Source organism: Psychroflexus sp. MES1-P1E (assembly GCF_002836055.1).
In the GTDB taxonomy this organism is placed as follows: domain Bacteria; phylum Bacteroidota; class Bacteroidia; order Flavobacteriales; family Flavobacteriaceae; genus Psychroflexus.
The window spans coordinates 17,038-42,344 of record NZ_PJBS01000157.1; the positions used below are offsets into that span (position 1 = coordinate 17,038).

A 25,307-nucleotide genomic window follows, 5' to 3' on the forward strand; every position below is an offset into this window, starting at 1 on the left:
CGATAAAGGTTATAATTTATAATAAACAAAAGTTTATAACAATGATTTTAACCAGTCTTTACCATCCTTTTCAATTGAAAACACCTTATAAGGAACTGGTTGTTTCTGAAGTAGTAAAATCGATTTTAATGCTATTTTAATAATGAGACTTGGAATTATATAAGCAGTTCCCTGACACTGATTTTGGATAAGTGTCCAATTTTCTTTTATCCAATTAGCCTGTTGATTTTGGTGAGAGAATTTAGGAGTAACCGCTTTAGACGCCTCAAAAATAATAGCAATAGGTTGTTGATGAGAATAGCATTCTTTAAGGGCTTTTAAGTAGTGATGAAAATTCAAATCTGTACTTTTCTCTCCTGTAAAGCTAACTTTCACTATTGGAAAAGCAGAATTATCAATAACGGCGTAGGGTTTATGTTCCATATAGGATCAAAGTTAAATAAAATTTAGACTTCAAGATTTAAAAAAGAATCGTTTTTAGAGGGTAATTCTGTACTCCCCATTAAAAATTCATCTACTTCTCTAGCGGCTTCTCTTCCTTCAGAAATCGCCCAAACTACCAAAGACTGCCCTCTTCGAGCATCTCCTGCTGCAAAAATCGATTCTACGCTAGTTTTATACTCTTTAGCTTCAACAGTTCCTGCCTTAGATTGCGTTACGCCTAAACTTTTTAGAAGAGCATTTTCTGGTTGTGTAAATCCTACAGCTAGCAAAGCCAACGCACAAGGTAGTAATCGCTCTGTCCCTTCAATTTCTTTCATTTGTTGTCTACCTCGGTCGTTTACCCATTCGGTATCAACGAGTTTGATATGAGCAAGTTCTCCCTTATCATTCCCTACAAATTCTTTGGTCAAAGTACTCCATTTACGTTCACCACCTTCATCGTGAGAAGAGGACGTTCTTAAAGTCATAGGCCACATAGGCCAAGGGTCCTTTTCGCCTCGTTTGCTTTGTGGTTTGGGCATAAGCTCAAGTTGAAGTACCGAAGCAGCACCTTGTCGATGAGAGGTTCCTATACAATCCGAGCCTGTATCTCCACCACCAATAACAACTACATTTTTACCTTCAGCAGATAGTTTATTATCACACTTTATCCCTGAGATTTCTTTATTCTGAAGCGTTAAAAAATCCATTGCATAATGGATACCTTTTAAATCGCGTCCAGGAATAGGTAAATTTCTAGGTACAGTACACCCCGTACAAACGACAATCGCATCAAAATCTTCCTTAAGCATTTCAGGATTGATACTTTTGCCTACTTCTGCATTGACTTTGAAACGGACACCTTCATCATCCATAATTTGAATTCGTCTATCCACTACCCATTTTTCGAGTTTAAAATCTGGAATTCCATAACGAAGCAATCCTCCAATTTTAGATTCTCTTTCAAAAACAGTCACCCAATGTCCTGCTTTATTAAGTTGATCTGCAGCAGCAAGGCCTGCAGGACCAGATCCAATTACTGCAATTTTTTTCTCTGTCCTCACTTCTGGTGTATTGGAGGTCATAAACCCCAGTTCATGGGCTTTTTCAGCTATTGTTTTTTCAATATGTTCTATGGCTACTGGAGATTTATTAATGCCTAACACACAGCTAGCTTCACAAGGAGCAGGGCAAATCCTACCTGTAAATTCTGGAAAGTTATTGGTAGAATACAATATCGAAACCGCATCTTCCCAATTTTCATCGTAAACAGCTTCATTAAACTCTGGTATAATATTTCCTAAGGGGCATCCCGAATGACAAAATGGAACTCCACAGTCCATACATCTTGCAGCTTGAGTTTTGGTTTTATCCTCTGGAAAAGGCTCAAAAATTTCCTTAAAATCTCCAACTCTATCCTTGGGATTCCTTGTATTTGGAAGCTCCCTATCATATTTCATAAATCCATCATGTTGTCCCATTATGCTACTATTTTTTTATTTTGTTCTTCTTGTTTTTTTGCTTCTAAAACACGCTTGTAATCAGTTGGTATCACTTTAATAAATTGAGTGTATATCTCATCAAAACGATCTAGTATTGATTTTGCTTTTTCACTTTTAGTGTAGTGATAATGATTTTCAATTAAGGTCTTTAGTTCTTTGTAATCGTCTTTGGAAGGGGATTCTAATCCCACCATAGCTTTGTTACAATTGGATCTAAACGTGTTTTTTTCATCAAAAATATAGGCGACACCTCCACTCATCCCTGCAGCAAAGTTTTTGCCTGTTTCTCCTAAAATGACCAATCTACCTTCTGTCATGTATTCGCAGGCATGATCTCCAACACCTTCAACCACAGCATTTACTCCAGAATTTCTGACTCCAAAACGCTCTCCTGCCATTCCATTAATATAGGCGTATCCTGAAGTTGCTCCATAGAAAGCAACATTACCAATGATAATATTTTCTTCGGATTTAAATCCAGACGGTTGGGGTGGGTAAATAATCAATTTACCACCTGATAGTCCTTTTCCGAAGTAATCATTAGACTCTCCTTCTACTTCAAAAGTGACTCCTTTCGCTAAAAAACAACCAAAGCTTTGCCCAGCGGATCCGTTAAATTTATAATGAATAGTATCTTCCGCCAGACCTTCAGCTTTATATAATTTACTTATCTCATTAGATAAAATTGCACCAGTAGCACGATTTACATTTCTGAGAGAAAAAGCATGCTTTACCTTAGTATGATGTTCCAAAGCAGGTTTTGCCTTTTCTAAAAGCTCCCAATCCAACACCTTATCAATTTGATGGTCTTGCTCTATTTGTTTGTATACACCAACTTGCTCTGAGATTTTTTCTTGATATAAAATCGGACTTAAATCCAAATCTTTGAGTTTCCAAAAGGGAACTTCTTTTCTCATGTTGATGACTTCAGAATGACCAACCATATCACTAACAGATTTAAAACCAAGTTGGGCCATGATCTCTCTAAGGTCTTCAGCTAAAAAATTGAAGTAATTCACCACATGTTCTGGTTTTCCAGTGAATAATTTCCGCAATTCTGGATTTTGAGTTGCCACTCCTACTGGACATGTATTGGTATGGCATTTCCTCATCATAATGCAACCTTCTACAATCAAAGCTGCTGTGGAAACACCCCATTCTTCTGCTCCTAAAAGGGTAGCAATAGCCAAATCCCTTCCTGTTCGCATTTGTCCATCTGCTTGAACTGTAATCCGACTTCTTAAATTGTTCTTGACAAGCGTTTGGTGTGCTTCAGATAGCCCTAATTCCCAAGGTAAACCCGCGTGGCGAATAGAGCTTAAGGGTGAAGCGCCTGTCCCGCCATCAGCGCCAGAGATTAAAACTACATCTGCATTGGCTTTAGCTACTCCAGCAGCCACAGTCCCTACACCTGCTTGAGAGACCAACTTAACGTTTATCCTAGCAGCACGATTTGCATTTTTCAAATCGAAAATAAGTTGAGCTAGATCCTCTATAGAATAAATATCGTGGTGAGGTGGAGGGGATATTAATCCAACTCCTGGGGTTGAATGTCTTACTCTACCTATCCATTCGTCCACTTTATGGCCAGGTAACTGTCCCCCTTCTCCAGGCTTAGCGCCTTGTGCCATTTTAATTTGCAACTCATCTGCATTGGTAAGGTAATAACTTGTGACGCCAAAACGCCCTGAAGCCACTTGTTTTATAGCAGATCGCTCCCAATCTCCATTGGATTTTACATCAAATCTAACTTCGTCTTCGCCTCCCTCTCCACTGTTACTTTTTGCACCAATCCGATTCATAGCAATAGCCAATGTAGAATGCGCTTCATGGGAAATTGAGCCAAAGGACATCGCTCCCGTTGCGAAACGTTTCATAATATCTTTGGCAGGTTCTACTTCAGATATTGGAATAGGCGTTCTTTTTTTAAATTCAAAAAGACCTCTAAGTGTCAGCGACTCTTTAAGCTGATCGTTGACTTCGTTAGCGAACTTCTTATAAAGCGCAAAATTATTTGTTTTTGTAGAATGTTGAAGCAAGTGGATAGTTTGTGGATTAAACAGATGCTTTTCACCACGTTGTTTCCATCGGTACACTCCGCCCACTTCGAGACTCTGTTTTACCCCTTTATTATCTGGATAAGCCTTGTGATGTCTAACCAAAACTTCTTTGGCAAGTCCATCAAAATCGATGCCTTCAATTCTCGAAATTGTACCCTTAAAGCATTTTTCTACCACTGTATTATGCAACCCTAAAGCTTCAAAAATTTGAGCCCCTTGGTAAGATTGTAAGGTACTAATACCCATTTTGGATAAGATTTTTAATAAACCGTACCCAATCGCTTCTTGATAATTCGAAACTGCCTTTTCCTTTGTAATATCTGCATCCAACCTACCCTCTTCTTGAAGATGTTCAATAGATTGAATAGCTAGATAGGGATAGACCGCACTTGCTCCATAACCGATTAAAGTAGCAAAATGATGTGTTTCTCTTACATCTCCTGCTTCAACAACAATTCCTACCTTAGTTCTTAAATTGAGTTTTACGAGATGATGGTGAACAGCACCTGTAGAGAGTAAAGAAGGGATAGGAGCATGATCTATATCGATAGCTTTGTCTGAAAGTATCAGAACTTTCTTACCAGATTCTACAGCTTTCTCTGCTGCTTTACAAACCAAATCAATGGCTTTTTCCAAACTATCTGTCTTGCCATCCGCTTCAAAAACACAGTTGATAAAAGCATAATCGAAACCTTTTTCCTTTAAGTACTTAAACTTTTCTATATCAGAATTTAGCAATACAGGTTGAGAAATATGTATTTGTTTAGTGTGTAATTCTGTTTCATCTAAAATATTAAGACTTTCTCCCACCCTTGTAAATAATGACATTACCATACGTTCACGTATAGGATCAATAGGAGGATTACTCACTTGGGCAAAAAGTTGCTTGAAGTAATTAGCAATATGTTGACTTTGTTTACTCAAAATAGCAAGCGGAGTATCGGCTCCCATAGAACCGATGGGCTCTGTAGCTCTTACAGCCATATCGCCTAAAATGATTTTCAATTCTTCTGAAGTGTACCCGTAAGCATTCTGTAAGTGAAGAAGGTCTTTCCTGGAGAGGATTTGTTTTTCAAATTCTGGAACTGGCTGATGTCTAAGCTTAATTCTCTGATTTTTGATCCACTGTGAATAGGATTTATCTTTTACAATCCTGTGTTTGATTTCATCATCAAAAAGGACTTTATTTTGATCTAGATCTGCAAGAACCATACGACCTGGTTGTAGTCTTCCTTTTTTAATGATTTCACTTGGATCTACTGGAAGTGCTCCAGCTTCAGAAGAAATTATAAGTCTGTTGGTCGAGGTGATGCAATATCGTGAAGGCCTTAAACCGTTTCTATCTAATGTAGCACCAACCCGTTTTCCATCTGTAAAAATTAGAGCCGCCGGACCATCCCAAGGTTCCATAATAGAAGCATGGTATTTGTAAAAGGCTTTACGCTCTGGATCTATAGAGACATTGTCTTGCCATGCCTCTGGGACTAGCATCATCATTGCATGCTCCAATGGGCGTCCATCTAATACTAACATCTCTACCATGGCATCCAAATTAGCAGAATCTGAATGTTCTGGATTTGTGATTGGTAACAAACGTTTTAAATCTGAATCTGAGAAAACTTTAGATTTGAAATTTGCTTCTTTCGACTTCATTTTCGTCACATTACCTCGAATGGTATTGATCTCGCCATTATGAGCGGTAAAGTGAAAAGGCTGCGCTAACTTCCAATTTGGAAAAGTATTGGTCGAAAATCGAGAATGGATAATTGCAAAGGCTGATTTAAATTTAGTATTTCTAAGATCTTCAAAGTAAGCTCTTAACTGATTAGTCCTTAATTGACCTTTATAGATCATCGTTTTTGTAGACATACTACAAACATAAAATGCTTTATTATTTCCTTTAAGATGGTGACCAATATAATGTGTCACAGAATTTCTAAGGACAAATAACTTTCGTTCTAATTCGTCATTAGACATTTCAGTTTTAGGTTGTATGATGACTTGTTTTATGAGAGGCTCTGAGGGTTTAGCGCCAACTCCAGGAACTTTAGGATCAGTGGGCACTTCTCTATACCCCAAAATATCAAGGCCTAAATCCTCTGCGTGTTCTTTAAGGATGTCTTCACATTGCTCAGCGACGCTTGGCATCTTAGGAAAAAACAACATCCCCACCCCAACTGGTCTTTTTGAGTCTAAACTGACATTAGCTTCTTTTGATATCCAGTTGATAAAGTCTTTATCAATTTGTAACAGTATCCCTGCCCCATCTCCAGTTTCTGGATCTGCACCAGTTCCTCCTCGATGCTCCATATTTTCCAACATGGTTAAAGCATCATCTATTAATTTAAACTCTTTTTTACCGTCAATATTTATAACTGTTCCGATTCCGCAAGCATCATGTTCAAAACTAGGATCGTATAACGAATTTCTCTTCATAAGCTCTGATTAAAATTTATATAAGAATAATTTATTAAAACTAGTTAATTTTAAAGAAGATAACCAGTAATTACACTATTCTTAAGTATATATTTTGTTAAAATCGACATTTATACAGTTCTTGTTTTTTTTGAGAGGATGACTCAGAAATCTAAATACGCAACTTTTTGTTATGTCTAATTTATGCTTATAAATCCTAAAAAGGAATGCTTCAAATTTTAGAATACTCCAGCTAATTGTTAGATTTGTACGTTTCTATAAAATGAATGCATTTAAATTTATAATTTAACTTCAGAAAAAATAATCAGATAAATTCTTAACTTTGCATTTACTAAATCACTTAAGATGAAAACCTTACTCCCTTTTTTTTTAATTTTACTTTTATCGAATCTAAGCTTTGGACAGCAATGGCTTGATACTACTTGTAAAATTGAGAATGAAATAACCAATGAGGAATATACTTCAGCTCAATCCAATAATATTTTAACGCTGATTATAGATCAAGAAGGGAAGCTTTTAATGAACGGACAAAAGAAAGAAGGCCTTTCAGAAATACAGTTTAAAGAATTGGTATATGATTTTTTATCAAACCCATCGAGTGTAAAAACTAAGTCAGACTCTCCCAAGCAGGCTATCATAGCTTTAGGATCTTATGGCAAACACAAAAATTATGACCTTATCTTAAGATATGTTAGGGAAGTATATTTGTATGCTTGGGATGCTTATTCGGAAGAAAAATATCAGGTTATTTACTCAGATTTGGATTGTAAAAAGAGAGAGAAGATAAGAAGTAAAAACTTTCCCTATAACATTATAGAGTTAGGCAAAGATAAAGAGGATTCTAAAAAACCTAGCTCTACTCCTGGCATACCCCCATTTGCAGGAGATGTCATCGATAATTAAATATCTAAGTCTATAGTTTGTACAACTTGAGATTTATTTGATTTTATCTCTAAATGCAAGGAAATATAGTCATTCAAGTTGATGAGCTTAAGGACTCCAGAATTTATTTTTTCAAAACCTTTATCTGGACAATCACATAATTTTCCAAACATAACTTTTTGATTTTTCAAGCTGTGATTTTCTGAATGAATTTCTTTAAACCTCAAGGGTATTTGAAGATAAACCTCTTCACTGTAGCCTTTATTGGTAGAATCTTTGTATTTAATAAATACCACTTGAAAGTCTTTATCCTGTTCCAAGGTAACTTCGGTTATTCCGGTATTGTCTTCTTTTAAAATAAGTCTAGACTCCTTAAAGACTTCAACTTCGCAATCTCCATCACCAGGACACTCTTGAAGTAATGGTAAATCCGTTTGAGAACTTTTGCAAGCCGCAAGTAGGATAACAACCAAAAGGGTAAAATATTTCATTCTAAATATATTCTTGTGCAAATGAAGGCATACTTAATTTAAGCACTGAAGGTTTAAACAATAATTTATCAGTTTTACAAAACCCAAAGCACTAACAATAACTTTTGTTTAACTACAAACCTATTTTATTAAACAATAAAATCTCTATTTTTGAACCATGATATATGAAATTCATACTCTCCAAAAACTCCCTATTTCTAAGCAAGAAGCCTGGGATTTTCTATCCGATCCTAAAAATTTAAAGAAAATAATGCCAGACGAAATGGGTTTCGAAATCATGTCTGGCGCAGATCGTAAAATGTTTACAGGTCAACTCTTGCAATATAAAGTTACACCACTACCAGGATTCAAGACCAATTGGGTTACTGAAATTACTCACGTAGAAAAACCAGATTATTTTGTGGATATCCAATTGTATGGTCCTTATGCTTTATGGCATCATAAACATTTTATTCATGAAATTGAAGGAGGAGTTGAAATTGAAGATCTTGTGCATTATAAGATTCCCTTTGGAATTTTAGGAAGAATGATGCACCCTATACTAGTTAAACCGAAATTAAACGAAATATTTAAGGCTCGCGAAGCTAAAATGGTCGAAAAATTTGGTCAATATTAAATTTAAATTTATAACTGATGAGAAAGAATATTTTATTAATTGGAGGAACGAAAGGAATTGGACTAGAAATCGTAAAAGAACTTAGTCCAGATCACAATATTATTGTTGCTTCGAGATCTGATGAAAATTTATCTGATTATGATGTAACGCATCACATGTTTGATGCATTAACAGATGATATATCTGAATTAGATTTACCAGACACCTTAGATGGCTTTGTATATTGCCCAGGTAGCATCAATTTGAAACCTTTTAAAATGATGAAGCCAGAAATTTTTGAACAAGATATGCAAATCAACTTTATGAGTTTAATGAAGGCTACACATGGAGTTATTTCAAAATTGAAAAATTCAAAACAAGCTAGTATTGTTTATTTTAGTACTGTAGCTGTACAAACAGGTTTGCCTTATCATACAAGTGTTGCGGCAGCTAAAGGAGCTATAGAAGGATTTGCTAGATCTTTAGCCGCAGAATATGCGCCTACATTTAGAGTAAACGTTATTGCACCATCACTTGTGAATACACCTTTGGCTAATAAATTATTAGGAAACGATAAGAAGAAAGAAAAGATGGACGAAAGACACCCCTTAAAACGAGTTGGTGAACCTTCAGACATTGGTAAAATGGCAAGTTTCTTATTGTCGGATAACTCTACTTGGATGACAGGACAAGTTATTGGAGTTGACGGTGGCATGGGAAGCTTAAATGTAAGCTAGATCCCTACAACAGCAAATTAATTTGATGTAAAATAATTTTAAAGAAATCTTCTTGCAAGTCACTCAACTTGTAAGAAGATTTTTAAATTTATAAAAAGGTTTTAAAAAACAGTTCAAAATGAAAAATAAGGTAAGAGTATTTTGGTTCAGAAGAGATATGAGACTAGAAGATAACGTAGGGCTATATCATGCTCTATCAGGAGTTTTTCCAGTTGTGCCACTCTTTATTTTCGACAAAAATATTCTTGACGAACTCCAAAAAGACGATGCCCGGATAAGCTTCATTTTTGAACAATTACAAAAAATGAGATCGCATTTGCAAGACCATTATGGATCATCAATCGCTACGTATCATTCAACTCCAGAAGAGGCTTTTCATGAACTCCTTAAAGATTTTGAAGTGGAAGCTGTCTATACCAACAGAGATTATGAGCCTTACGCTCACCAAAGAGATTCTAAAATCAATATCTTATTAGCAAACCAAGGGATAGAATTTCACGATTTTAAAGACCAAGTCATCTTTGAAAAAAATGAAGTTAAAAAAAATGATGGTGGAATGTATTTGGTCTTTACCCCCTATATGAGACAGTGGAAGAAGGAATTTGAAAACATTAATTTAAAAACTTTCCCTTCTGAAGATCATCTTGACAACACATATAAGAATTCTATGTTGCCCGATGTATCCTTATCGGATATGGGGTTTGTAAAATCTTCTATTCAAGTTCCAGACTATAATATTACAAAGGATTTACTTGAGCATTACGAGGATACACGTAATATCCCATCCATTGAGGGAACTTCAAGATTGAGCCCTTACTTAAGATTTGGATTGATTGGTTATAGAAAACTCATTCAAGCAGCATTATCCGTCAAAAACGAGACTTTTTTAAATGAACTTATTTGGCGAGAATTTTATAAAGCCATCCTCTATAATCATCCCAAAACCCAAAACAGTGCCTTCAAACCTAAGTATGATCGCATCGAATGGCGAAATGATGAAAATGAATTTGAAAAATGGAAAAAAGGGAAGACTGGCTATCCTATAGTAGATGCTGGAATGAGGCAATTGAATGAAACGGGGTGGATGCATAACCGTTTGAGAATGGTTGTTGGCAGTTTTTTATGTAAGCATCTCTTAATAGACTGGCGCTGGGGCGAAGCTTATTTTGCTGAAAAACTTCTAGATTATGAAATGTCATCCAATGTGGGTGGGTGGCAATGGGTTGCTGGCTCTGGAGTAGATGCCGCACCTTACTTTAGAATATTTAATCCTTATTCTCAAACCGACCGGTTTGATAAAGATAAGAAATACATCATAAAATGGATTCCAGAATTAAACACAGATCGGTATCCTAAACCTATGGTAGAGCATAAAATGGCTAGGGAACGTTGTTTAGAAACTTACAAAGAAGCAGTTAAGTCTTAGATATGTTTTATTAATAGGATAGTATGGTAAATGTAGTATGGTTTAAAAGAGATTTGAGGTTGCAAGACCATGCGCCTCTTCATTTAGCTTTGCAAGAAAGACAGCCTGTCCTCCTACTTTATATCTTTGAGCCTATACTTCTCAAGGATTCTCACTATAGCGAACGCCATTTTAGGTTTATTAAAGAATCACTAAAGGATCTTCAAAAACAATTGGAAGCTTATCACACCCAAGTTTTAATTGTTGAAGGGAAGGCTGAAGATGTTTTTAAAACCATACACCAACAACTTACGATCAAATCTGTCTTTTCACACCAAGAAACAGGTCTTCAGATCACATTTAAAAGAGATAAAAGCTTAAAGCTCCTGTTCAAGTCTCTTAGCATACAGTGGAAAGAGTTCATAAATAATGGTGTGATTCGAGGTCTACAAAACAGAAAAACATGGATTAATTTGTGGGAAAATTTCATGTCTCAAGACCTGCTGTATTTTTCTGCAAGTTTAGGTCAGTTTGAAAATCAAAATCAAATTGATAGTTTGAAGGGTCAGCTAATTCAAGTAGATTTATCTACAGAAAGAAACCTGAACTTTCAGAAAGGGGGTCGACCTACAGCCCTTCGCTATCTCAAAGGATTTTTGCAAGATCGCTATACCAATTACCAAAAAAATATTTCAAAACCACTACTGGCAAGAAAATCCTGTAGTCGACTCTCTCCTTACATCGCGTGGGGAGTCTTGTCTATGAGAGAAGTCATTCAAGCTAGTATAGAGATTCAAGATAAAACTAAACACAAGCAAGCACTCTCCCAATTTCAATCCAGGCTTAGGTGGCAAGCTCATTTTATTCAGAAATTTGAAATGGAATACCACGCAGAATTTCAAAATTTCAATAGTGCCTTTAATGTTCTTGAAAAGCCCTACAACAAAGCTTTGGCAGAAGCTTGGAAAAAAGGAGAAACCGGTTTTCCGTTGGTAGATGCTAGTATGAAGTGCTTGATACAAACAGGTTATTTAAATTTTAGAATGCGGGCCCTTTTAGTCTCTTTTTTTACACACTTACTTTGGCAAACATGGCAAGAGGCCTCTTCGCATTTGGCAAGTCTATTTTTAGATTTTGAGCCTGGTATTCACTATCCACAATTACAAATGCAAGCTGGAACTACGGGAATTCACACCTTAAGAATATACAATCCTGTCAAAAATTCATATAAGCATGATCTTGACGGAGAATTTATTTTGACTTACCTCCCCTGTCTGAAAGGGATCCCGTTAGAGTTTGTGCATGAACCTTGGAAACTTACCGCAATGGAACAAAGCATGTATAATTTTGAATTAGGAAAAGATTATCCAAGACCTATCATAGAAATGGCTACCACTCGCCAACATGCGTCAGATTCAATTTGGAAAATTATTCAATCGCAAAAATCTAAAATCGAGGGAAAGAAAATCTTAAAACGACACACCTTAAGAGGGAGTCGTTAATTAAATTTTTGCCTCGCTTTTTCTAAATCTTCAGGAGTATCAATCCCTATGCTAACTTCTGACGTCTCTACCATTTTTATGGTTTTACCATTCTCTAGATAGCGAATGCATTCAATTTTTTCTGCAGCCTCAAGCGGACTCATCGGCAGATTATAAAAATCTGTCAGCGCCTTTTTTCTAAACGCATAAATACCGACATGCTTGAAGTAATCAACTTCTATCTCTTTTGCTCTATGAAAAGGAATTGGCGATCTAGAAAAGTAAAGCGCAAAATTCTTTAAGTCAGTAATCACCTTGACGTTGTTCGGATTTTGGATATCATCTTCCTCTGTTAATTTAACTTTTAAAGAGGCTAAATCAATAAGACCATCAGCATCATTTTCAAATTCTTTTAAAAGTAAACTCAAAGCTTTTTCATTGATAAAAGGCTCGTCCCCTTGAACATTCACCACAATGTCTACCTCCATGTCTCGCACTGCTTCAGCGATGCGATCACTCCCGCAATAGTGTTCTTTTTGACTCATAATCACTTTGCCACCTTCTTTTTCAATTTCAGAAAAAATAAGTTCAGAATCGGTCACCACATAAACCTCATCAAAGAGTTGAGTTGATTTGGCGGCCTCATATGTTCTAACAATCACCGTTTTCCCCGCTAAATCTTGCATGAGTTTTCCTGGAAATCGTGAGGCCTCGTAACGGGCTGGAATCATGGCTATAGCTCTAAAGTTCTTGAACATGTTTTATGGGTTTTATATGAACTTATAATTAGTTGTCTTCAAAAAAATCATCTTTAAATCCTATTAAGTAAAGTTTTTCCTTTGCTCTAGTACAGGCTGTATAGAGCCATCTTAAGTAATCTTTTCCAACACCATCTGGTAAGTAAGGCTGTTCAACAAATACCGTATCCCACTGCCCACCTTGTGATTTATGGCAAGTAATGGCATAACTAAACTTAACTTGTAAAGCGTTAAAAAAGCTATTCTGTTTCACTTTCATGAATTTTTTATATTTTGAAGTGATGTCCTCGTAATCTTTTATCACTTCTTGATAGAGTTTGTTGGAGTCTTCGTAGGGTAAAGATGGAGAATTCATGCTTAACGTATCTAACATGATCACCGTCTCAAAAGGTTTCATCTTGGGATAATCTACCAGTTGGACTTTTACTTCGGCAAATCTAAAACCGTATAATTCCTTTAATCCAAAAATTTCTAGAATTTCTACGATATCTCCATTGGCTATAAAACCAGCTTCACTTTTAGGCTTGACCCAGAAGTAGTTATTTTTGACCACCATTAAAAAATCGCCTGGCGCAATCTCATCCTCTCTCATTAAAATTCGACTCCGTATTTGTTGGTTATAAAGATTTGCTCGTTTATTAGACCTTACGATAATAGCCGTCTCTTCGTGACCAAGATTATCGTAGGCTTCGTTGATGGCATCGAGGATTTCATGACCATCTATGAGCCTTACCATATCGGTATTGTTGGTCAATTTAAATTTGAAATCCTCAAAGTCTTCTGTTTCGATAGTTTCTCGAATCCGGGTCGCATTTAAAAGAATATCACTTTCAAAACGCTGGCGGACGACTTCATCAAGTTCAACGGGAATCACGTCCATCTGGTAATGTGTAGACAAGGTCTTTTCGTCTAGAGCTGGACTCAGATTAGATTTTACCGGTGGCAACTGCGCTGTATCTCCTATAAAAATCAATTTACAATTATCGCCTGAGTACACATATTCCATAAGATCATCCAAAACAGAACCTCGATTAAAGAGTTGATCTCCACTTGGAAAATCTGGAATCATAGAAGCTTCATCCACTATAAAAATGGTGTCTTTATGTTTATTTACCTGAGGAACAAATTCGACACCTCCACCAGAAGTGCTTTTAGGCTGATAAATTTTACGATGAATCGTTTGTGCATATTGTTTGCTGTAATTAGTTATCACTTTAGCCGCCCGACCAGTTGGCGCTGCAAGAATTACTTTCTTTTTCACTTTCCAGATATTCTTTACAAGAGTCCCTATAATGGTTGTCTTACCAGTTCCAGCATACCCTTTTAATAAAAAAATACGATCTACAGACGTTTCTAAGACAAATTTAGATAAAAGTTGGAGTGTGAGATCTTGCTTTGACGTGGGGGTATGCCCGAAATCTGATCGTAATGCTTTATAAAACTCTTGATTATCCATATAAATTGAGGTAAAACTTAAATTTCAAATATAAGGACGATTTTTATGTGCTATACTTTTGTGATTGAAAAAAAGGTGTAAGTTTGCTAATATCAAAAATTCTTAATTTTAAGTTATGAAGATTGTAATACGAATTGTTTTGTGGGTTGTTATTGGAGTATTAGGTTATTTTACTTATCAAGCTGTTTATGGCCCTGTTGAATTCAACAAAACTCGAGATAGACGCTACATAGATGTTGTAGAAAGAATGAAAGACATTCGCGATCTCCAACTAGCGCATAGAGATATCGAAGGAAACTACGGCGGTAATTTCGATGATCTATTGAAATTTGTCGATACAGCACAATTTGTGATTACTCAAAGAAGAGACACTACGTTTCTAGATGAAGAATACAGAGAAATCTACGGAGTAGATAAATATAAAGAAGATGTGGTGATAGACACCCTCAGCTTTGCTTCCGTAAAAGATTCTATTTTTGGAAGTTCAGACAGATATAAAAATATTATGTATATCCCACACACCGATAATATAAAGTTTGAGATGAGCGCTGGATATATTGAGGAAAATGAAAATAGAATCCCAGTTTTTGAGGTGAAAGCTTCTAAGGATGTTATTCTTGCAGACCAAGATATAGATTTAGTTATTCAAGAAAAACAAATAAAATCTGTAGATGGTGTGGACGGTGCTTTTATCCAAGTTGGTTCTATGAAACAAGTAAATACAAATGGAAACTGGCCAAAAAACTTTGGTGACAATTAAATGAGTGGTCACTCAAAACATATTTATAAAAGTTTATCCATCTTCATTTTACAAGATGGATTTTCTTTTTTAATTCTAGATGAACACCAAATTCCTTTGGAGTATAACGTATTTCAGCTTCCGATTATGTCTTCAACTTCAGAACTACTTAATCTCATTAAGCCCTGTATCAATACGGCTTTTATAGAGAGAGAGCACATCCAATCTGTAGATGTTATCTATGGAAATTCTCAATTTACTATAGTCCCTCAAGACCTTTTTGACCAAAATTACCTACCGCATTATCTGAAATACAGCAGTCAATTGATAGAGGGAGATGATTTTGCGTTCGATGAAATTTCTTCAGCTAAGGCCAATACAGTTTATATTCCCTATATTAATATCAACAATTATCTTTTCGATATTTTTGGAACCTTTACCTTTACTCACCTTCTTTCAGGTCTTATAGAAAAAGGACTTATAAATAGTAAAACCAGCAATGAGTATCTTTTACTTCATTCAACAAAGCATATGTTTTATCTTGCTGCTTTTAGAAATGAACAACTTATACTTTCCAACGCTTTTACTTTCGAAACTGCTGAAGATTTTGCATATTATGCTTTATTTACCATTGAAGAATTAAACTTGAACAGAAAGGAACTCATTCTAGATTTTACAGGTAATTTTGATAAGTCTCAAGATAATAAAGCTTATCAAATTTTATCCAACTACATTAAAACCATGGAGTTTTCAAATAAAAAAACTCCGTATAATTTTGAAAATCAACTAGGGTTTAATGAACATTATAATTTGATCTAACTTATGCGCATAGTATCCGGACATCTAAAGGGTAGACGTATTATTGCTCCCAAAAAACTCCCCGTAAGACCTACAACAGACATGGCTAAAGAGGGGCTTTTCAATATATTGAATAATAGAATTCACTTTCAAGACATAGAAGTTATAGATTTATTTGCAGGAATTGGAAGTATTTCGTTTGAATTTGCTTCAAGGGGCACTCAACGAATCACCGCTATTGATAAAAACTACGACTGTATTAAGTTTTTAAGTAAAACTGCTGATGAACTTGAGGTGGCCTTAGATGTTATTAAAAGTGATGTTTTTGACTATTTACAAAAAACGCCACTTAAAGCAGATCTTATTTTTGCAGATCCTCCTTACGATTTATCTCTAGAAAATTTTGAGGCTATAGAAACGGCAGTAAGAGAAAGAAAACTCTTGAATGAAGATGGAATTCTTATTATAGAGCACTCGAAACATTCTAAACTTGACCACATAAAGAGTTTTCAAGAACACCGTCGCTATGGTAATTCTGTTTTTAGTTTCTTCGAAATGGAAAAATAAATATTAGAAATGCGATCTAACCTAGTGCTTATTTAAAGAATTTCAATAGAGATTAATTACCTTTGGAAAAAATTTAAATATGAAAAGTTTTTTACCTTCTGAATTAGAAACCAAAAAAGTATATGGTATGCTGTCAGGGTCTATAGGTCCTCGCCCCATCGCTTTTGCTAGTACAGTAGATGAAAATGGAATTCCAAATTTATCACCTTACAGCTTTTTTAATGTCTTTAGTGCAAACCCCCCTATTTTAATTTTTTCTCCAGTGAGAAGAGTGAGGGATAATTCCATAAAGCATACTTTGGAAAATGCAATGCAAACCAAAGAAGTTGTGATAAATGTCGTTAACTGGGATATGGTACAGCAGATGTCTTTATCGAGTACAGAATACGATCAAGGGATTAATGAGTTTACCAAATCTGGTTTGACCATGTTGAAGTCAGATCTTGTTACTCCACCAAGGGTGAAAGAATCTCCTGTCCAATTTGAATGTAAAGTAAACGATACTATTGCTTTAGGTCAAGAAGGTGGTGCAGGAAACTTGATCATTGCAGAAGTGGTTAAAATCCATATTCGTGAAGACTTATTAGATGAGGGCTTGCATATCGATCAACATAAAATAGATTTGGTCTCCAGAATGGGTGGCAACTGGTATTCTAGAGCTAATCAAGGAATGTTTGAAGTTGAAAAACCTATTTCTAAAACAGGTATTGGTGTAGATCAGCTTCCAGAATCAGTGCGATTAAGCTCTGTTTTAACTGGGAATAATTTAGGTCAATTAGGGAATTTAGAATATCTACCTACAGAGCAAGAGAATGAATTTTATATCAACAAAAATGAATTAGAACATCTGGTTAAAAGCAACTCGAAAGAACAGCTTCACGCCTCTGCTCAAAGCTATATAGAAAAAAATGAGCTTGAAAAAGCTTTACATATTTTACTCGCAAAACAATAATTATGGAAGTACAAGGAAAAATTAAAGTCTTAGGAGAAACAAAAGAATTTGGAAGTAACGGTTTCAGAAAAAGAGAAATGGTGGTCACTACCGAAGAGCAGTATCCACAGCATATCTTAATTGAATTTGTTCAAGATAAAACCAACATATTAGACAGCTATAATGTTGGTCAAGATGTCAAAGTTGGAATCAACCTAAGAGGAAGAGAATGGGTAAGCCCTCAGGGAGAAACCAAATACTTCAATTCTTTAAATGGTTGGAGAATTGAAAATGCAGAGCAGAATAATACAGCAGGAGCCCCTCCTGTTCCACCTTCAGATCAGTTTGAACCCGTTCAAGATTTGAATGATGATGATGAGGACGATTTACCTTTCTAAATCTAATTCAATTTAAAAGTAAAAAGCTTCAGAATTCCTCTGAAGCTTTTTACTTTTAAAACAGACAAGGCAAAATGCCTTTGCATTATTTTTACCAAAATAAATTTATAATGTCGCATAAATAAATTGAATTATATTTCGACGCAGCTCAGCACAGGTTTTTTGATTGATTGAAGTTAAAAATAATTAGCATAGCCCTAGCTACGCTAATTATTTTTGATGAGAAACAAGCGAAAAAAGCCTGTGCCGAATTCGTTTCGGTAAAATGATTTATAGCTATATTATAAGTTTAAATTGGTATAAGAAGTAGTTTTAATATTTTATTTTTAAATCATGTATAAACTTACGTCAGATATTATTTTTCCACACCCAAAATTTGCCGATGAAAAAGGCCTATTGGCCTTTGGGGGAGATCTTAGCTTAGAGCGGATAAAAGTTGCTTACGAAAATGGTATTTTCCCTTGGTATGAAGAAGGTCAACCAATTTTATGGTGGAGCCCAGACCCAAGAATGATTCTCTTTCCAAATAAATTAAATGTTTCTAAATCCATGAAAAAGCTTTTTAATGAAAAAGCCTTCAGGGTCACTTATAATGAAAATTTTGAATATGTCATTAATAAATGCGCTAACATCAATAGGGAAAAACAAGACGGAACTTGGATCACAGATGCCATGATTACTAGCTATATTGGACTCCATAAGACTGGTATAGCCAAATCTATAGAAGTCTGGCAGGATGATAAGATTGTGGGCGGACTTTATGGCCTGTTGCTGAAAGACAAGAACGTATTCTGTGGGGAAAGTATGTTTACAGAAGTAGATAATGCCTCCAAATACGGCTTTATTACTTTGGTTAAAAACATGGAGAAAAATGGTATTCGCCTTATAGATTGTCAGGTGTATACCAAACACCTCGAAAGTCTTGGCGCAGAGGAAGTAAGTAGACACAACTTCTTAACTCTCTTGCACGCTGAAATTGAAAATTAAGAAATCCGAGTTCCATTTTTAACTCTATGATCTGGAGACAAAAGTGAAGTACCTACTTCAGAATCTACTGCTGCTAGAATTAAACACTCACTCATCATCGTGGCGATTTGTTTTGGAGGAAAATTAAGGACAGCGATCACTTGCTTTCCAATAAGTTCCTCCGAGTCATAGAGTTCTGTAATTTGAGCCGATGAGCGTTTAATCCCAATCTCTCCAAAGTCAATTTCTAACTGTATAGCAGGTTTTATCGCTTGTCTAAATGGCTTTGCCTTAAGTATAGTTCCCACTCGCATTTCGATTTTTTGAAAATCAGACCAACTCAAATTGTGTTCAAAAGTATCCATCTTAATATAGTTTAACTATAGTTTTTATCTATAGTGGAATCAGACAAAAGTAGCTTTTATTTATAAAGGCATTAACTCATAAAATTTTAATTTAGTCTTAAATTTGCTTCAAATTAGTTTAATTATGAGTCAACAAGCCTTATTAAAACCCATAAAAATGGGTGATTTGGAATTGAAAAATAGAGTTATCATGGCACCTTTGACGCGCAGTCGTGCCGACAATGAATACAATACTCCAACCGACATGCATGTCAAATATTATACACAGAGAGCTAGCGCAGGTCTAATTATAAGTGAAGGATCTCAAGTGTCTCCTGAAGCGATTGGTTATATTAATACAGCTGGGATCTATACGCCTGAACAAATAGAAGGTTGGAAAAAAGTAACCGATGCTGTGCATAAAGAAGATGGCAAAATATTTATACAGCTTTGGCATGTCGGACGTATGTCCCATCCTGATTTTCATAATGGTAATAAACCTGTAGCACCAAGCGCAGTGAATCCAAATGATAAAGCTTACACTTACCAAGGTTTTATGGACACCGTAGAACCAAGAGCATTAACTACTGAAGAAGTGAAAGAAACCGTGCAAGACTTTAAAAGAGCTGCAAAAAATGCTGTGAAAGCTGGTTTTGATGGTATTGAAATTCACTCCTCAAATGGTTACTTAATCCATCAGTTCTTCAATAATACATCTAACCACAGAACAGATGAATATGGAGGTTCGAAAGAAAATAAAGCTCGAATCTTATTTGAAATCATCGAAGCTACAAAAGTATTCTTTCCAGAAAATAAAATTGGAGTGAGATTAAATCCTTCCTTGCACGGTGTTTTTGGTACCGAAGCAGACGAAGAAACAATTCCAACTTTTGAATATATTGTCGAAAAACTTAATGACTACGATCTAGCCTATTTACATTTATCTGAACCTTTTAACGATGTAAGTGATAAAGATTTTCTAGTTACTAATATTGCCGAGCACTTTAGACCTCTTTATAAAGGAAACCTGATGATTAATGCAGGATTTGATCAAGAAAGTGGCAATAAAGTAATTGAAGATGGCAATGCCGATATGGTAGCCTATGGTAGATTATTTATCTCTAACCCAGATTTACCCCTTCGTTTTGAAAAAAATGCAGAGCTTCAAAACTGGGATCGAGATACCTTTTATGTACCAGGTGAAAAAGGGTACACCGATTATCCAAAATTAGATCAAGAAAAAGTATCTTAATTTTGTTTAATTTTTAACACTAAAAGGTTTAACAATATCTAAATTTAGGTCGACTAATCATCGACCTTTTTTTATGACTCATTTTACCAAAAAAAACATTAGTGAACTCCCGAAATTGGAACGCATGCACCTTATTAATAGTTGTGGAGGAGTGAAATCTGGCAATCTTATAGGCACTATTTCCCAAGAAGGAACTACTAACTTAGCTATTTTTAATTCGGTTATACACCTTGGCAGCACCCCCCCTATGCTTAGCTTTATGTTGCGTCCTATAACTGTAGATAGGGATACTTACGAAAATCTCAAGGATACCAAACAGTTTACAGTAAACCATATTCACGAAAGCTTTGTAGACAAAGCTCACCAAACCTCAGCCAATTATGACAAGGGGATTTCAGAATTTAAAGAAGTTGGTTTATCTGAAGAATATATTAAAGATTTCAAAGCCCCTTTTGTAAAAGAATCTCTCATTAAAATGGGTTGCAAATTCATCAATGAATATTTCATCGAAGAAAATGGATGTCGATTGATTATTGGAGAAATTCAACACCTCCTTTTCCCTAGTGAGATCCAAGAAAAAGATGGCTTATTAAATTTATCTAAAGCAAAAAGTGCAGGAATTATTGGATTGGACGGATATTTAAGTACAGAACTTATGGAACGTTTTGCCTATGCAAGACCAGGTCAAGATATTAAAGCCTTAAATTAAACATGGCACACAAGAAAACAAATTTACCCGAAAAGATCTGCCCTACTTGTGGATTACCTTTTAGTTGGAGGAAAAAATGGGAGAAAAATTGGGATAACGTAAAATATTGTAGCGAAAAATGCAGAAGAAACAAAAAATAACACTTGTTTGGTTTAGAAACGATTTACGAACTCGAGATCAAAAGTCTCTTTACGATGCTTGTAAAAATGAAAACGCTGTTCTTGGCGTCTACTGTTTTGATCCAAGTCATTTTGAAACAACCCGGTATGGTTTTAAAAAGACTGAAAAATACAGAGCTAAGTTCTTAATTGAAAGTGTTGAGCAACTATCAAATAACCTTCAAAACTTAAACATAAGTCTTCACATAGCACACAAGCATCCTTCTGAAGTATTTAAAGAACTCTCTGAACGGTATGTGATTACATCTGTTTTTTACCAAACTGAATGGACCCGAGAAGAGAAGAGAGTTGAGGCAAAAGTCAAATTAGCTCTTCCAAACACAGATTTTATAGAAAACTACAATCAATTTTTATTTCACCCAGAAGACTTGCCTTATGATAGTTTCCAAGACATACCGGAAGTCTATACCAACTTCAGAAAAAAATGTGAAAAGCAAAGTGAGGTAAGACCAGAAGTTCCAGCCCCTCAACCCCGACCTACCCATGATTTATTAGAAGAAAGAAACCAAGCACCCAATCTATCAGATTTAGGTTTGGAAGACTTTGAAACCGATCCACGATCGGCATTTCCTTTTAAAGGGGGAGAAAATGAAGCTTGGAAGCGTATTGAACATTATTTCTGGGACACCAAAAAGTTACAGTACTATAAAAAGACTCGTAACGGTCTTTTGGGCACAGACTATAGTTCAAAATTTTCAGCCTGGCTGGGCAATGGCTCTATTTCAGCCGTTTCCATTTACCACGAGGTTAGAGCATTTGAGAAGCAAGTGAAGAAAAACCAAGATACCTATTGGCTAATTTTTGAGCTGATCTGGCGTGATTATTTTAAATATATATCACTTAAACACGGCAACAAAATTTTTCAGCTTGGAGGTGTATTAAATAAGGATTACGATTGGGGAAATAACAAAAAGGCCCTGAGAGACTGGATACATGGAAACACACCAGAGGATTTTGTAAATGCCAATATGATAGAAATTAAGAAAACTGGCTTTATGAGTAACCGCGGTCGCCAGAACGTAAATAGCTATTGGGCTAAAGAATGGAAACAGGATTGGCGCATTGGAGCTGCCTATTTCGAATCTATGCTCGTAGATTACGACGTGCATAGCAATTGGGGCAACTGGATGTATAACTCTGGTGTAGGCAATGATCCACGAGATCGAAAATTTAACATTAAAAATCAAGCCGACCGTTACGATAGTGGTGGAAAATACCAACGAACATGGTTACAGGATAGTTTATTTTAATAGCCGAGAACCTGCTATCAGCTTTATCTTGATCTCGTAGCACTAGCAATATGTATCTAGCCAGAAGCTTCTTTGCAGTCGCTTTTGTCTAGAACCATTGCTAAAGCACTACTTCCGTCAAGGATAACGCTTCTATCAGGGCTATGAAATTTTGAAACCTTTTCGATGGGTTAAGATGATGAAGATAAAATTCAGAAAAAAAAGTACAATGAAAAAAACCTTACGATTAATCCTTGGAGATCAACTCAACCTCAATCACTCTTGGTTTAAAAATAAATCTGAAGATGTGATTTATTTCATGACCGAAAGTCAAGAAGAAACCGGTTATGTAAAGCATCACGTTCAAAAAGTGGTAGCCTTTTTTCTTTCGATGAGGAATTTCAAAAGAGACCTAGAATCCCAAGGACATCGAGTGATTTACTTTCAAATCGATGATAAAGTCAATCGACAAAGCTTATCTGATAATATCAATAAGATTATTGAGGAGGAAGAGATAGAACATTTTGAATACCTCTACCCAGACGAGTATAGATTGGATATAAATCTGAAAACAATTTGCAACAACCTTAGTATTTCAAGTCAAGCTAAAGATTCAGAACATTTCTTTACCAAAAGAGATGATGTAGAGAACTTCTACAAGGGAAAGAAGGAAATGACGATGGAATACTTTTATCGGGACATGCGTAAAAAGCATGAGATTATGATGCTTAACGATAAGAAACCAGAAGGTGGCCAATGGAACTTTGATAAAAGCAATCGCAAAAAATGGACTGGTAAACCGCCAATCCCCAAGTTTAAGGGCTTTGATAAAAATGTTGAGGAGGTCTTAAAACAAATTGAGACCATGGGCATAAAGACTATGGGTAGAATTGACCAAGAAAAATTTCCATGGCCAACATCAAGAAAAGAATGCCTAGAGGTACTCGATTACTTCTGTACTCATCTTTTAATCCACTTTGGAGATTATGAAGATGCTTTACATACAGATGAGAAGTTTTTGTTCCATTCTCGGCTATCGTTTGCTATGAATAGTAAAATGCTTTCTCCTAGAGAGGTTATAGAAACCACCTTAGATTATTACTACGATCACAAAGAAGAAATTGATATTTCTCAAATCGAAGGGTTTATAAGACAAATTCTCGGATGGAGAGAATTCATGAGAGGGGTTTACTGGCAAGAAATGCCAGAATATAAATCCAAGAACGAGCTCCAAAATACCAACAAACTTCCTGACTTCTACTGGACTGGTGATACGAAAATGAATTGCTTGAAACATTCGGTAAACCAAAGTCTAGACGATGCTTATGCACATCATATCCAACGCCTTATGATTTTAGGGAATTTTGCTTTGCTAACTATGACCGATCCCGATGAAGTGGATGCCTGGTATCTAGGGGTCTACATCGATGCCATAGAATGGGTAGAACTTACCAACACTCGAGGAATGAGTCAATTTGCAGACGGCGGAATTGTAGCCACAAAACCTTATGTTTCTAGTGGAAGTTATATCAATAAGATGGGGAATTACTGCAAATCCTGCCAGTATTCTGTTAGTAAAAAAGAAGGCGAGGATGCCTGTCCTTTCAATAATCTTTATTGGAATTTTCTTCACGAGAAACAAGAGCATTTCAAAAATAATCATCGCATGAACATGATGATGAGTCTATTAAAAAAGATGAATAAAGAAACTTTAGGTCACCATATCAGCCGATCAAAAGAAATAATAAAAAATCCTAGTAATTTTTAATATATTTAAGAAAAATCTATACTTTTGAAACTTAATCAAAAATCAAAACAAAATGAAAAAATCAATTTTATCAATCACGATGGCTGCTTTACTAGGTTTAGGTGTAGTAAGCTGTAGAGAACAGAAAGGCGATGCTGAAGAAACGGCAGACGATGTAGAAGAAACTATGGACACTGCTAGTGATGCAGTTGAAGAGACTGGGGACGCTATGGAAGAGGCAACTGAAGAGGTTATGGAAGAAGGTGCTGAAGAAATGGAGGAAGGTGCTGAAACTATGGAAGAAGGTGCTGAAGAAATGGAAGAAGCTACTAAAGAAGAAATGTAAGTCTTAGTTTATTCTAAAAACTTTATAAAAAGCTTATACAGTAAAATGTATAAGCTTTTTAAGTTATGTAAGGCTCCATTTGCTCCTGTAGCGCTTTAGCGTTAAGTGCTGCCTGAATTGCAAAATCTTCTTCTTGTGAAGCGTATATAATTCCCCTGGTAGAATTAATGATCAATCCATAAGTCGAGTTTAAGCCATACTCACAGACTTCCTTTAGGTTTCCCCCCTGAGCCCCTACCCCTGGAATTAATAAAAAGCTATCTGGTAAGATTTGTCTTATTTTTTTTAAGTAGCTAGACTTAGTGGCCCCAACAACATACATCAACTGCCTTGAATTTACCCATGTTCGAGAAGTTTTTAAAACATTTTCAAAAAGTAAAGTTCCCTTGTTTTCTAAAAATTGAAAATCTTTAGCTCCTTCATTGGATGTAAGGCCAAGCATAATAGCATGCTTATCTTTAAATTGAAGAAAAGGTTCTATAGAATCTTTTCCCATATATGGAGCTACAGTAACAGAATCAAAATTTAAGTCCTCAAAAAAAGCTTTAGCGTACATCTTTGAGGTGTTGCCGATATCTCCCCTCTTGGCATCTGCAATGGTAAATTGCTCTGGATAATGTTCGTTAATATAATTAATCGTTTTCTGAAGTGCCTGCCAGCCCCTTAATCCATAAGCTTCATAGAAAGCTATGTTTGGCTTATAAGCTATACAATACTCTTGGGTAGCCTCAATAATGGCCTTATTGAATTCAAAGATAGGATCGTCAAACTCTAATAAATGCTTAGGTATTTTTTCTAAATCAACATCCAATCCCACGCAAAGCATGGATTTTTTCTTTTGAATTTGTTCAATAAGCTCTTGAAGTTGCATAATTG

At 35.6% G+C, this 25,307-nt stretch carries 25 protein-coding genes; 17 read left to right on the forward strand and 8 right to left on the reverse strand.

What is annotated here, in order from left to right; translation table 11 throughout:
- Positions 1-33 precede the first annotated feature (33 nt).
- The 3 genes from CXF67_RS05965 to gltB are packed head-to-tail and all read right to left on the reverse strand — an operon-like array spanning position 34 to position 6,421.
- Positions 34-423 (reverse strand): hypothetical protein, encoded by a 390-nt coding sequence (locus CXF67_RS05965; RefSeq protein ID WP_102087918.1) that lies wholly within the window; start codon positions 421-423, stop codon positions 34-36.
- Between the two features lie 23 nt (positions 424-446).
- Positions 447-1,904, reverse strand: coding sequence for a glutamate synthase subunit beta (locus CXF67_RS05970; protein ID WP_102087919.1), 1,458 nt, complete (start codon positions 1,902-1,904; stop codon positions 447-449).
- Positions 1,904-6,421: a glutamate synthase large subunit gene (gltB, locus tag CXF67_RS05975; protein ID WP_102087920.1), complete on the reverse strand. Its 4,518-nt coding sequence runs from the start codon at positions 6,419-6,421 to the stop codon at positions 1,904-1,906. The genes CXF67_RS05970 and gltB overlap by 1 nt, the downstream gene beginning before the upstream one ends.
- A 345-nt stretch (positions 6,422-6,766) precedes the next feature.
- Between gltB and CXF67_RS05980 the strand changes: the two genes are divergently transcribed.
- The gene (locus tag CXF67_RS05980; RefSeq protein ID WP_102087921.1) at positions 6,767-7,324 is read left to right on the forward strand and encodes a hypothetical protein; all 558 of its coding nucleotides are present in this window, start codon (positions 6,767-6,769) and stop codon (positions 7,322-7,324) included.
- Here the strand turns inward: CXF67_RS05980 and CXF67_RS05985 are convergent.
- Complete coding sequence (locus tag CXF67_RS05985) at positions 7,321-7,794, reverse strand: hypothetical protein (RefSeq protein ID WP_102087922.1); 474 nt, start codon at positions 7,792-7,794, stop codon at positions 7,321-7,323. The two genes, CXF67_RS05980 and CXF67_RS05985, sit on opposite strands and share 4 nt — an antisense overlap.
- A 157-nt stretch (positions 7,795-7,951) precedes the next feature.
- Between CXF67_RS05985 and CXF67_RS05990 the strand changes: the two genes are divergently transcribed.
- From CXF67_RS05990 to CXF67_RS06005, 4 genes are all read left to right on the forward strand, one after another.
- Complete coding sequence (locus CXF67_RS05990) at positions 7,952-8,410, forward strand: SRPBCC family protein (protein ID WP_102087923.1); 459 nt, start codon at positions 7,952-7,954, stop codon at positions 8,408-8,410.
- A gap of 17 nt (positions 8,411-8,427) precedes the next feature.
- Complete coding sequence (locus tag CXF67_RS05995) at positions 8,428-9,126, forward strand: SDR family NAD(P)-dependent oxidoreductase (protein WP_102087924.1); 699 nt, start codon at positions 8,428-8,430, stop codon at positions 9,124-9,126.
- Positions 9,127-9,244: 118 nt separating this feature from the next.
- Positions 9,245-10,552, forward strand: a complete 1,308-nt coding sequence (locus CXF67_RS06000; protein WP_102087925.1) for a cryptochrome/photolyase family protein — start codon at positions 9,245-9,247, stop codon at positions 10,550-10,552.
- A 23-nt stretch (positions 10,553-10,575) separates the two neighbouring features.
- Positions 10,576-12,033 carry a cryptochrome/deoxyribodipyrimidine photo-lyase family protein gene (locus CXF67_RS06005; protein WP_102087926.1) on the forward strand — a complete coding sequence of 486 codons (1,458 nt, stop codon included), beginning with the start codon at positions 10,576-10,578 and terminating at the stop codon, positions 12,031-12,033.
- Here the strand turns inward: CXF67_RS06005 and kdsB are convergent.
- Positions 12,030-12,770: a 3-deoxy-manno-octulosonate cytidylyltransferase gene (gene kdsB / locus CXF67_RS06010; protein ID WP_015025174.1), complete on the reverse strand. Its 741-nt coding sequence runs from the start codon at positions 12,768-12,770 to the stop codon at positions 12,030-12,032. The genes CXF67_RS06005 and kdsB overlap by 4 nt on opposite strands.
- Before the next feature lie 28 nt (positions 12,771-12,798).
- The gene (locus CXF67_RS06015) at positions 12,799-14,226 is read right to left on the reverse strand and encodes an ATP-dependent DNA helicase (RefSeq protein ID WP_102087927.1); all 1,428 of its coding nucleotides are present in this window, start codon (positions 14,224-14,226) and stop codon (positions 12,799-12,801) included.
- 115 nt (positions 14,227-14,341) lie between these two features.
- Here CXF67_RS06015 and CXF67_RS06020 point away from each other — a divergent pair, with 115 nt between their 5' ends.
- The 6 genes from CXF67_RS06020 (at position 14,342) to aat (ending at position 18,646) form a co-directional block, all read left to right on the forward strand.
- Positions 14,342-14,986, forward strand: coding sequence for a hypothetical protein (locus CXF67_RS06020; RefSeq protein ID WP_102087928.1), 645 nt, complete (start codon positions 14,342-14,344; stop codon positions 14,984-14,986).
- Positions 14,987-15,784: a DUF3822 family protein gene (locus CXF67_RS06025; protein WP_102087929.1), complete on the forward strand. Its 798-nt coding sequence runs from the start codon at positions 14,987-14,989 to the stop codon at positions 15,782-15,784.
- A 3-nt stretch (positions 15,785-15,787) separates the two neighbouring features.
- Positions 15,788-16,330 (forward strand): RsmD family RNA methyltransferase, encoded by a 543-nt coding sequence (locus CXF67_RS06030; RefSeq protein ID WP_102087930.1) that lies wholly within the window; start codon positions 15,788-15,790, stop codon positions 16,328-16,330.
- A 79-nt stretch (positions 16,331-16,409) separates the two neighbouring features.
- The gene (locus tag CXF67_RS06035; RefSeq protein WP_102087931.1) at positions 16,410-17,282 is read left to right on the forward strand and encodes a flavin reductase family protein; all 873 of its coding nucleotides are present in this window, start codon (positions 16,410-16,412) and stop codon (positions 17,280-17,282) included.
- Positions 17,283-17,284: 2 nt separating this feature from the next.
- The gene (locus CXF67_RS06040) at positions 17,285-17,659 is read left to right on the forward strand and encodes a DUF3127 domain-containing protein (RefSeq protein ID WP_102087932.1); all 375 of its coding nucleotides are present in this window, start codon (positions 17,285-17,287) and stop codon (positions 17,657-17,659) included.
- A 333-nt stretch (positions 17,660-17,992) separates the two neighbouring features.
- Positions 17,993-18,646, forward strand: a complete 654-nt coding sequence (gene aat / locus CXF67_RS06045) for a leucyl/phenylalanyl-tRNA--protein transferase (protein ID WP_102087933.1) — start codon at positions 17,993-17,995, stop codon at positions 18,644-18,646.
- Here aat and CXF67_RS06050 read toward each other — a convergent pair.
- Positions 18,643-18,990 carry a tRNA-binding protein gene (locus CXF67_RS06050; protein WP_102087934.1) on the reverse strand — a complete coding sequence of 116 codons (348 nt, stop codon included), beginning with the start codon at positions 18,988-18,990 and terminating at the stop codon, positions 18,643-18,645. The genes aat and CXF67_RS06050 overlap by 4 nt on opposite strands.
- A gap of 124 nt (positions 18,991-19,114) precedes the next feature.
- Between CXF67_RS06050 and CXF67_RS06055 the strand changes: the two genes are divergently transcribed.
- The 6 genes from CXF67_RS06055 to CXF67_RS06080 all read left to right on the forward strand — a co-directional run bounded on the left by CXF67_RS06055 (position 19,115) and on the right by CXF67_RS06080 (position 24,431).
- Positions 19,115-20,221: an alkene reductase gene (locus CXF67_RS06055; RefSeq protein WP_102087935.1), complete on the forward strand. Its 1,107-nt coding sequence runs from the start codon at positions 19,115-19,117 to the stop codon at positions 20,219-20,221.
- 73 nt (positions 20,222-20,294) lie between these two features.
- Positions 20,295-20,930: a flavin reductase family protein gene (locus CXF67_RS06060; protein ID WP_102087936.1), complete on the forward strand. Its 636-nt coding sequence runs from the start codon at positions 20,295-20,297 to the stop codon at positions 20,928-20,930.
- Positions 20,931-20,932: 2 nt separating this feature from the next.
- On the forward strand, positions 20,933-21,070 hold the full coding sequence (locus CXF67_RS06065) for a DUF2256 domain-containing protein (protein WP_003436321.1): 138 nt from the start codon (positions 20,933-20,935) through the stop codon (positions 21,068-21,070).
- Positions 21,049-22,359, forward strand: coding sequence for a DASH family cryptochrome (locus CXF67_RS06070; protein ID WP_102087937.1), 1,311 nt, complete (start codon positions 21,049-21,051; stop codon positions 22,357-22,359). Before CXF67_RS06065 ends, CXF67_RS06070 begins: the two co-directional genes overlap by 22 nt.
- Before the next feature lie 208 nt (positions 22,360-22,567).
- Positions 22,568-24,106: a cryptochrome/photolyase family protein gene (locus CXF67_RS06075; RefSeq protein WP_102087960.1), complete on the forward strand. Its 1,539-nt coding sequence runs from the start codon at positions 22,568-22,570 to the stop codon at positions 24,104-24,106.
- Between the two features lie 52 nt (positions 24,107-24,158).
- Positions 24,159-24,431, forward strand: coding sequence for a hypothetical protein (locus CXF67_RS06080; RefSeq protein WP_102087938.1), 273 nt, complete (start codon positions 24,159-24,161; stop codon positions 24,429-24,431).
- Between the two features lie 58 nt (positions 24,432-24,489).
- Here CXF67_RS06080 and pyrF read toward each other — a convergent pair whose 3' ends face one another.
- The gene (pyrF, locus tag CXF67_RS06085) at positions 24,490-25,302 is read right to left on the reverse strand and encodes an orotidine-5'-phosphate decarboxylase (RefSeq protein WP_102087939.1); all 813 of its coding nucleotides are present in this window, start codon (positions 25,300-25,302) and stop codon (positions 24,490-24,492) included.
- Positions 25,303-25,307: the final 5 nt, after the last annotated feature.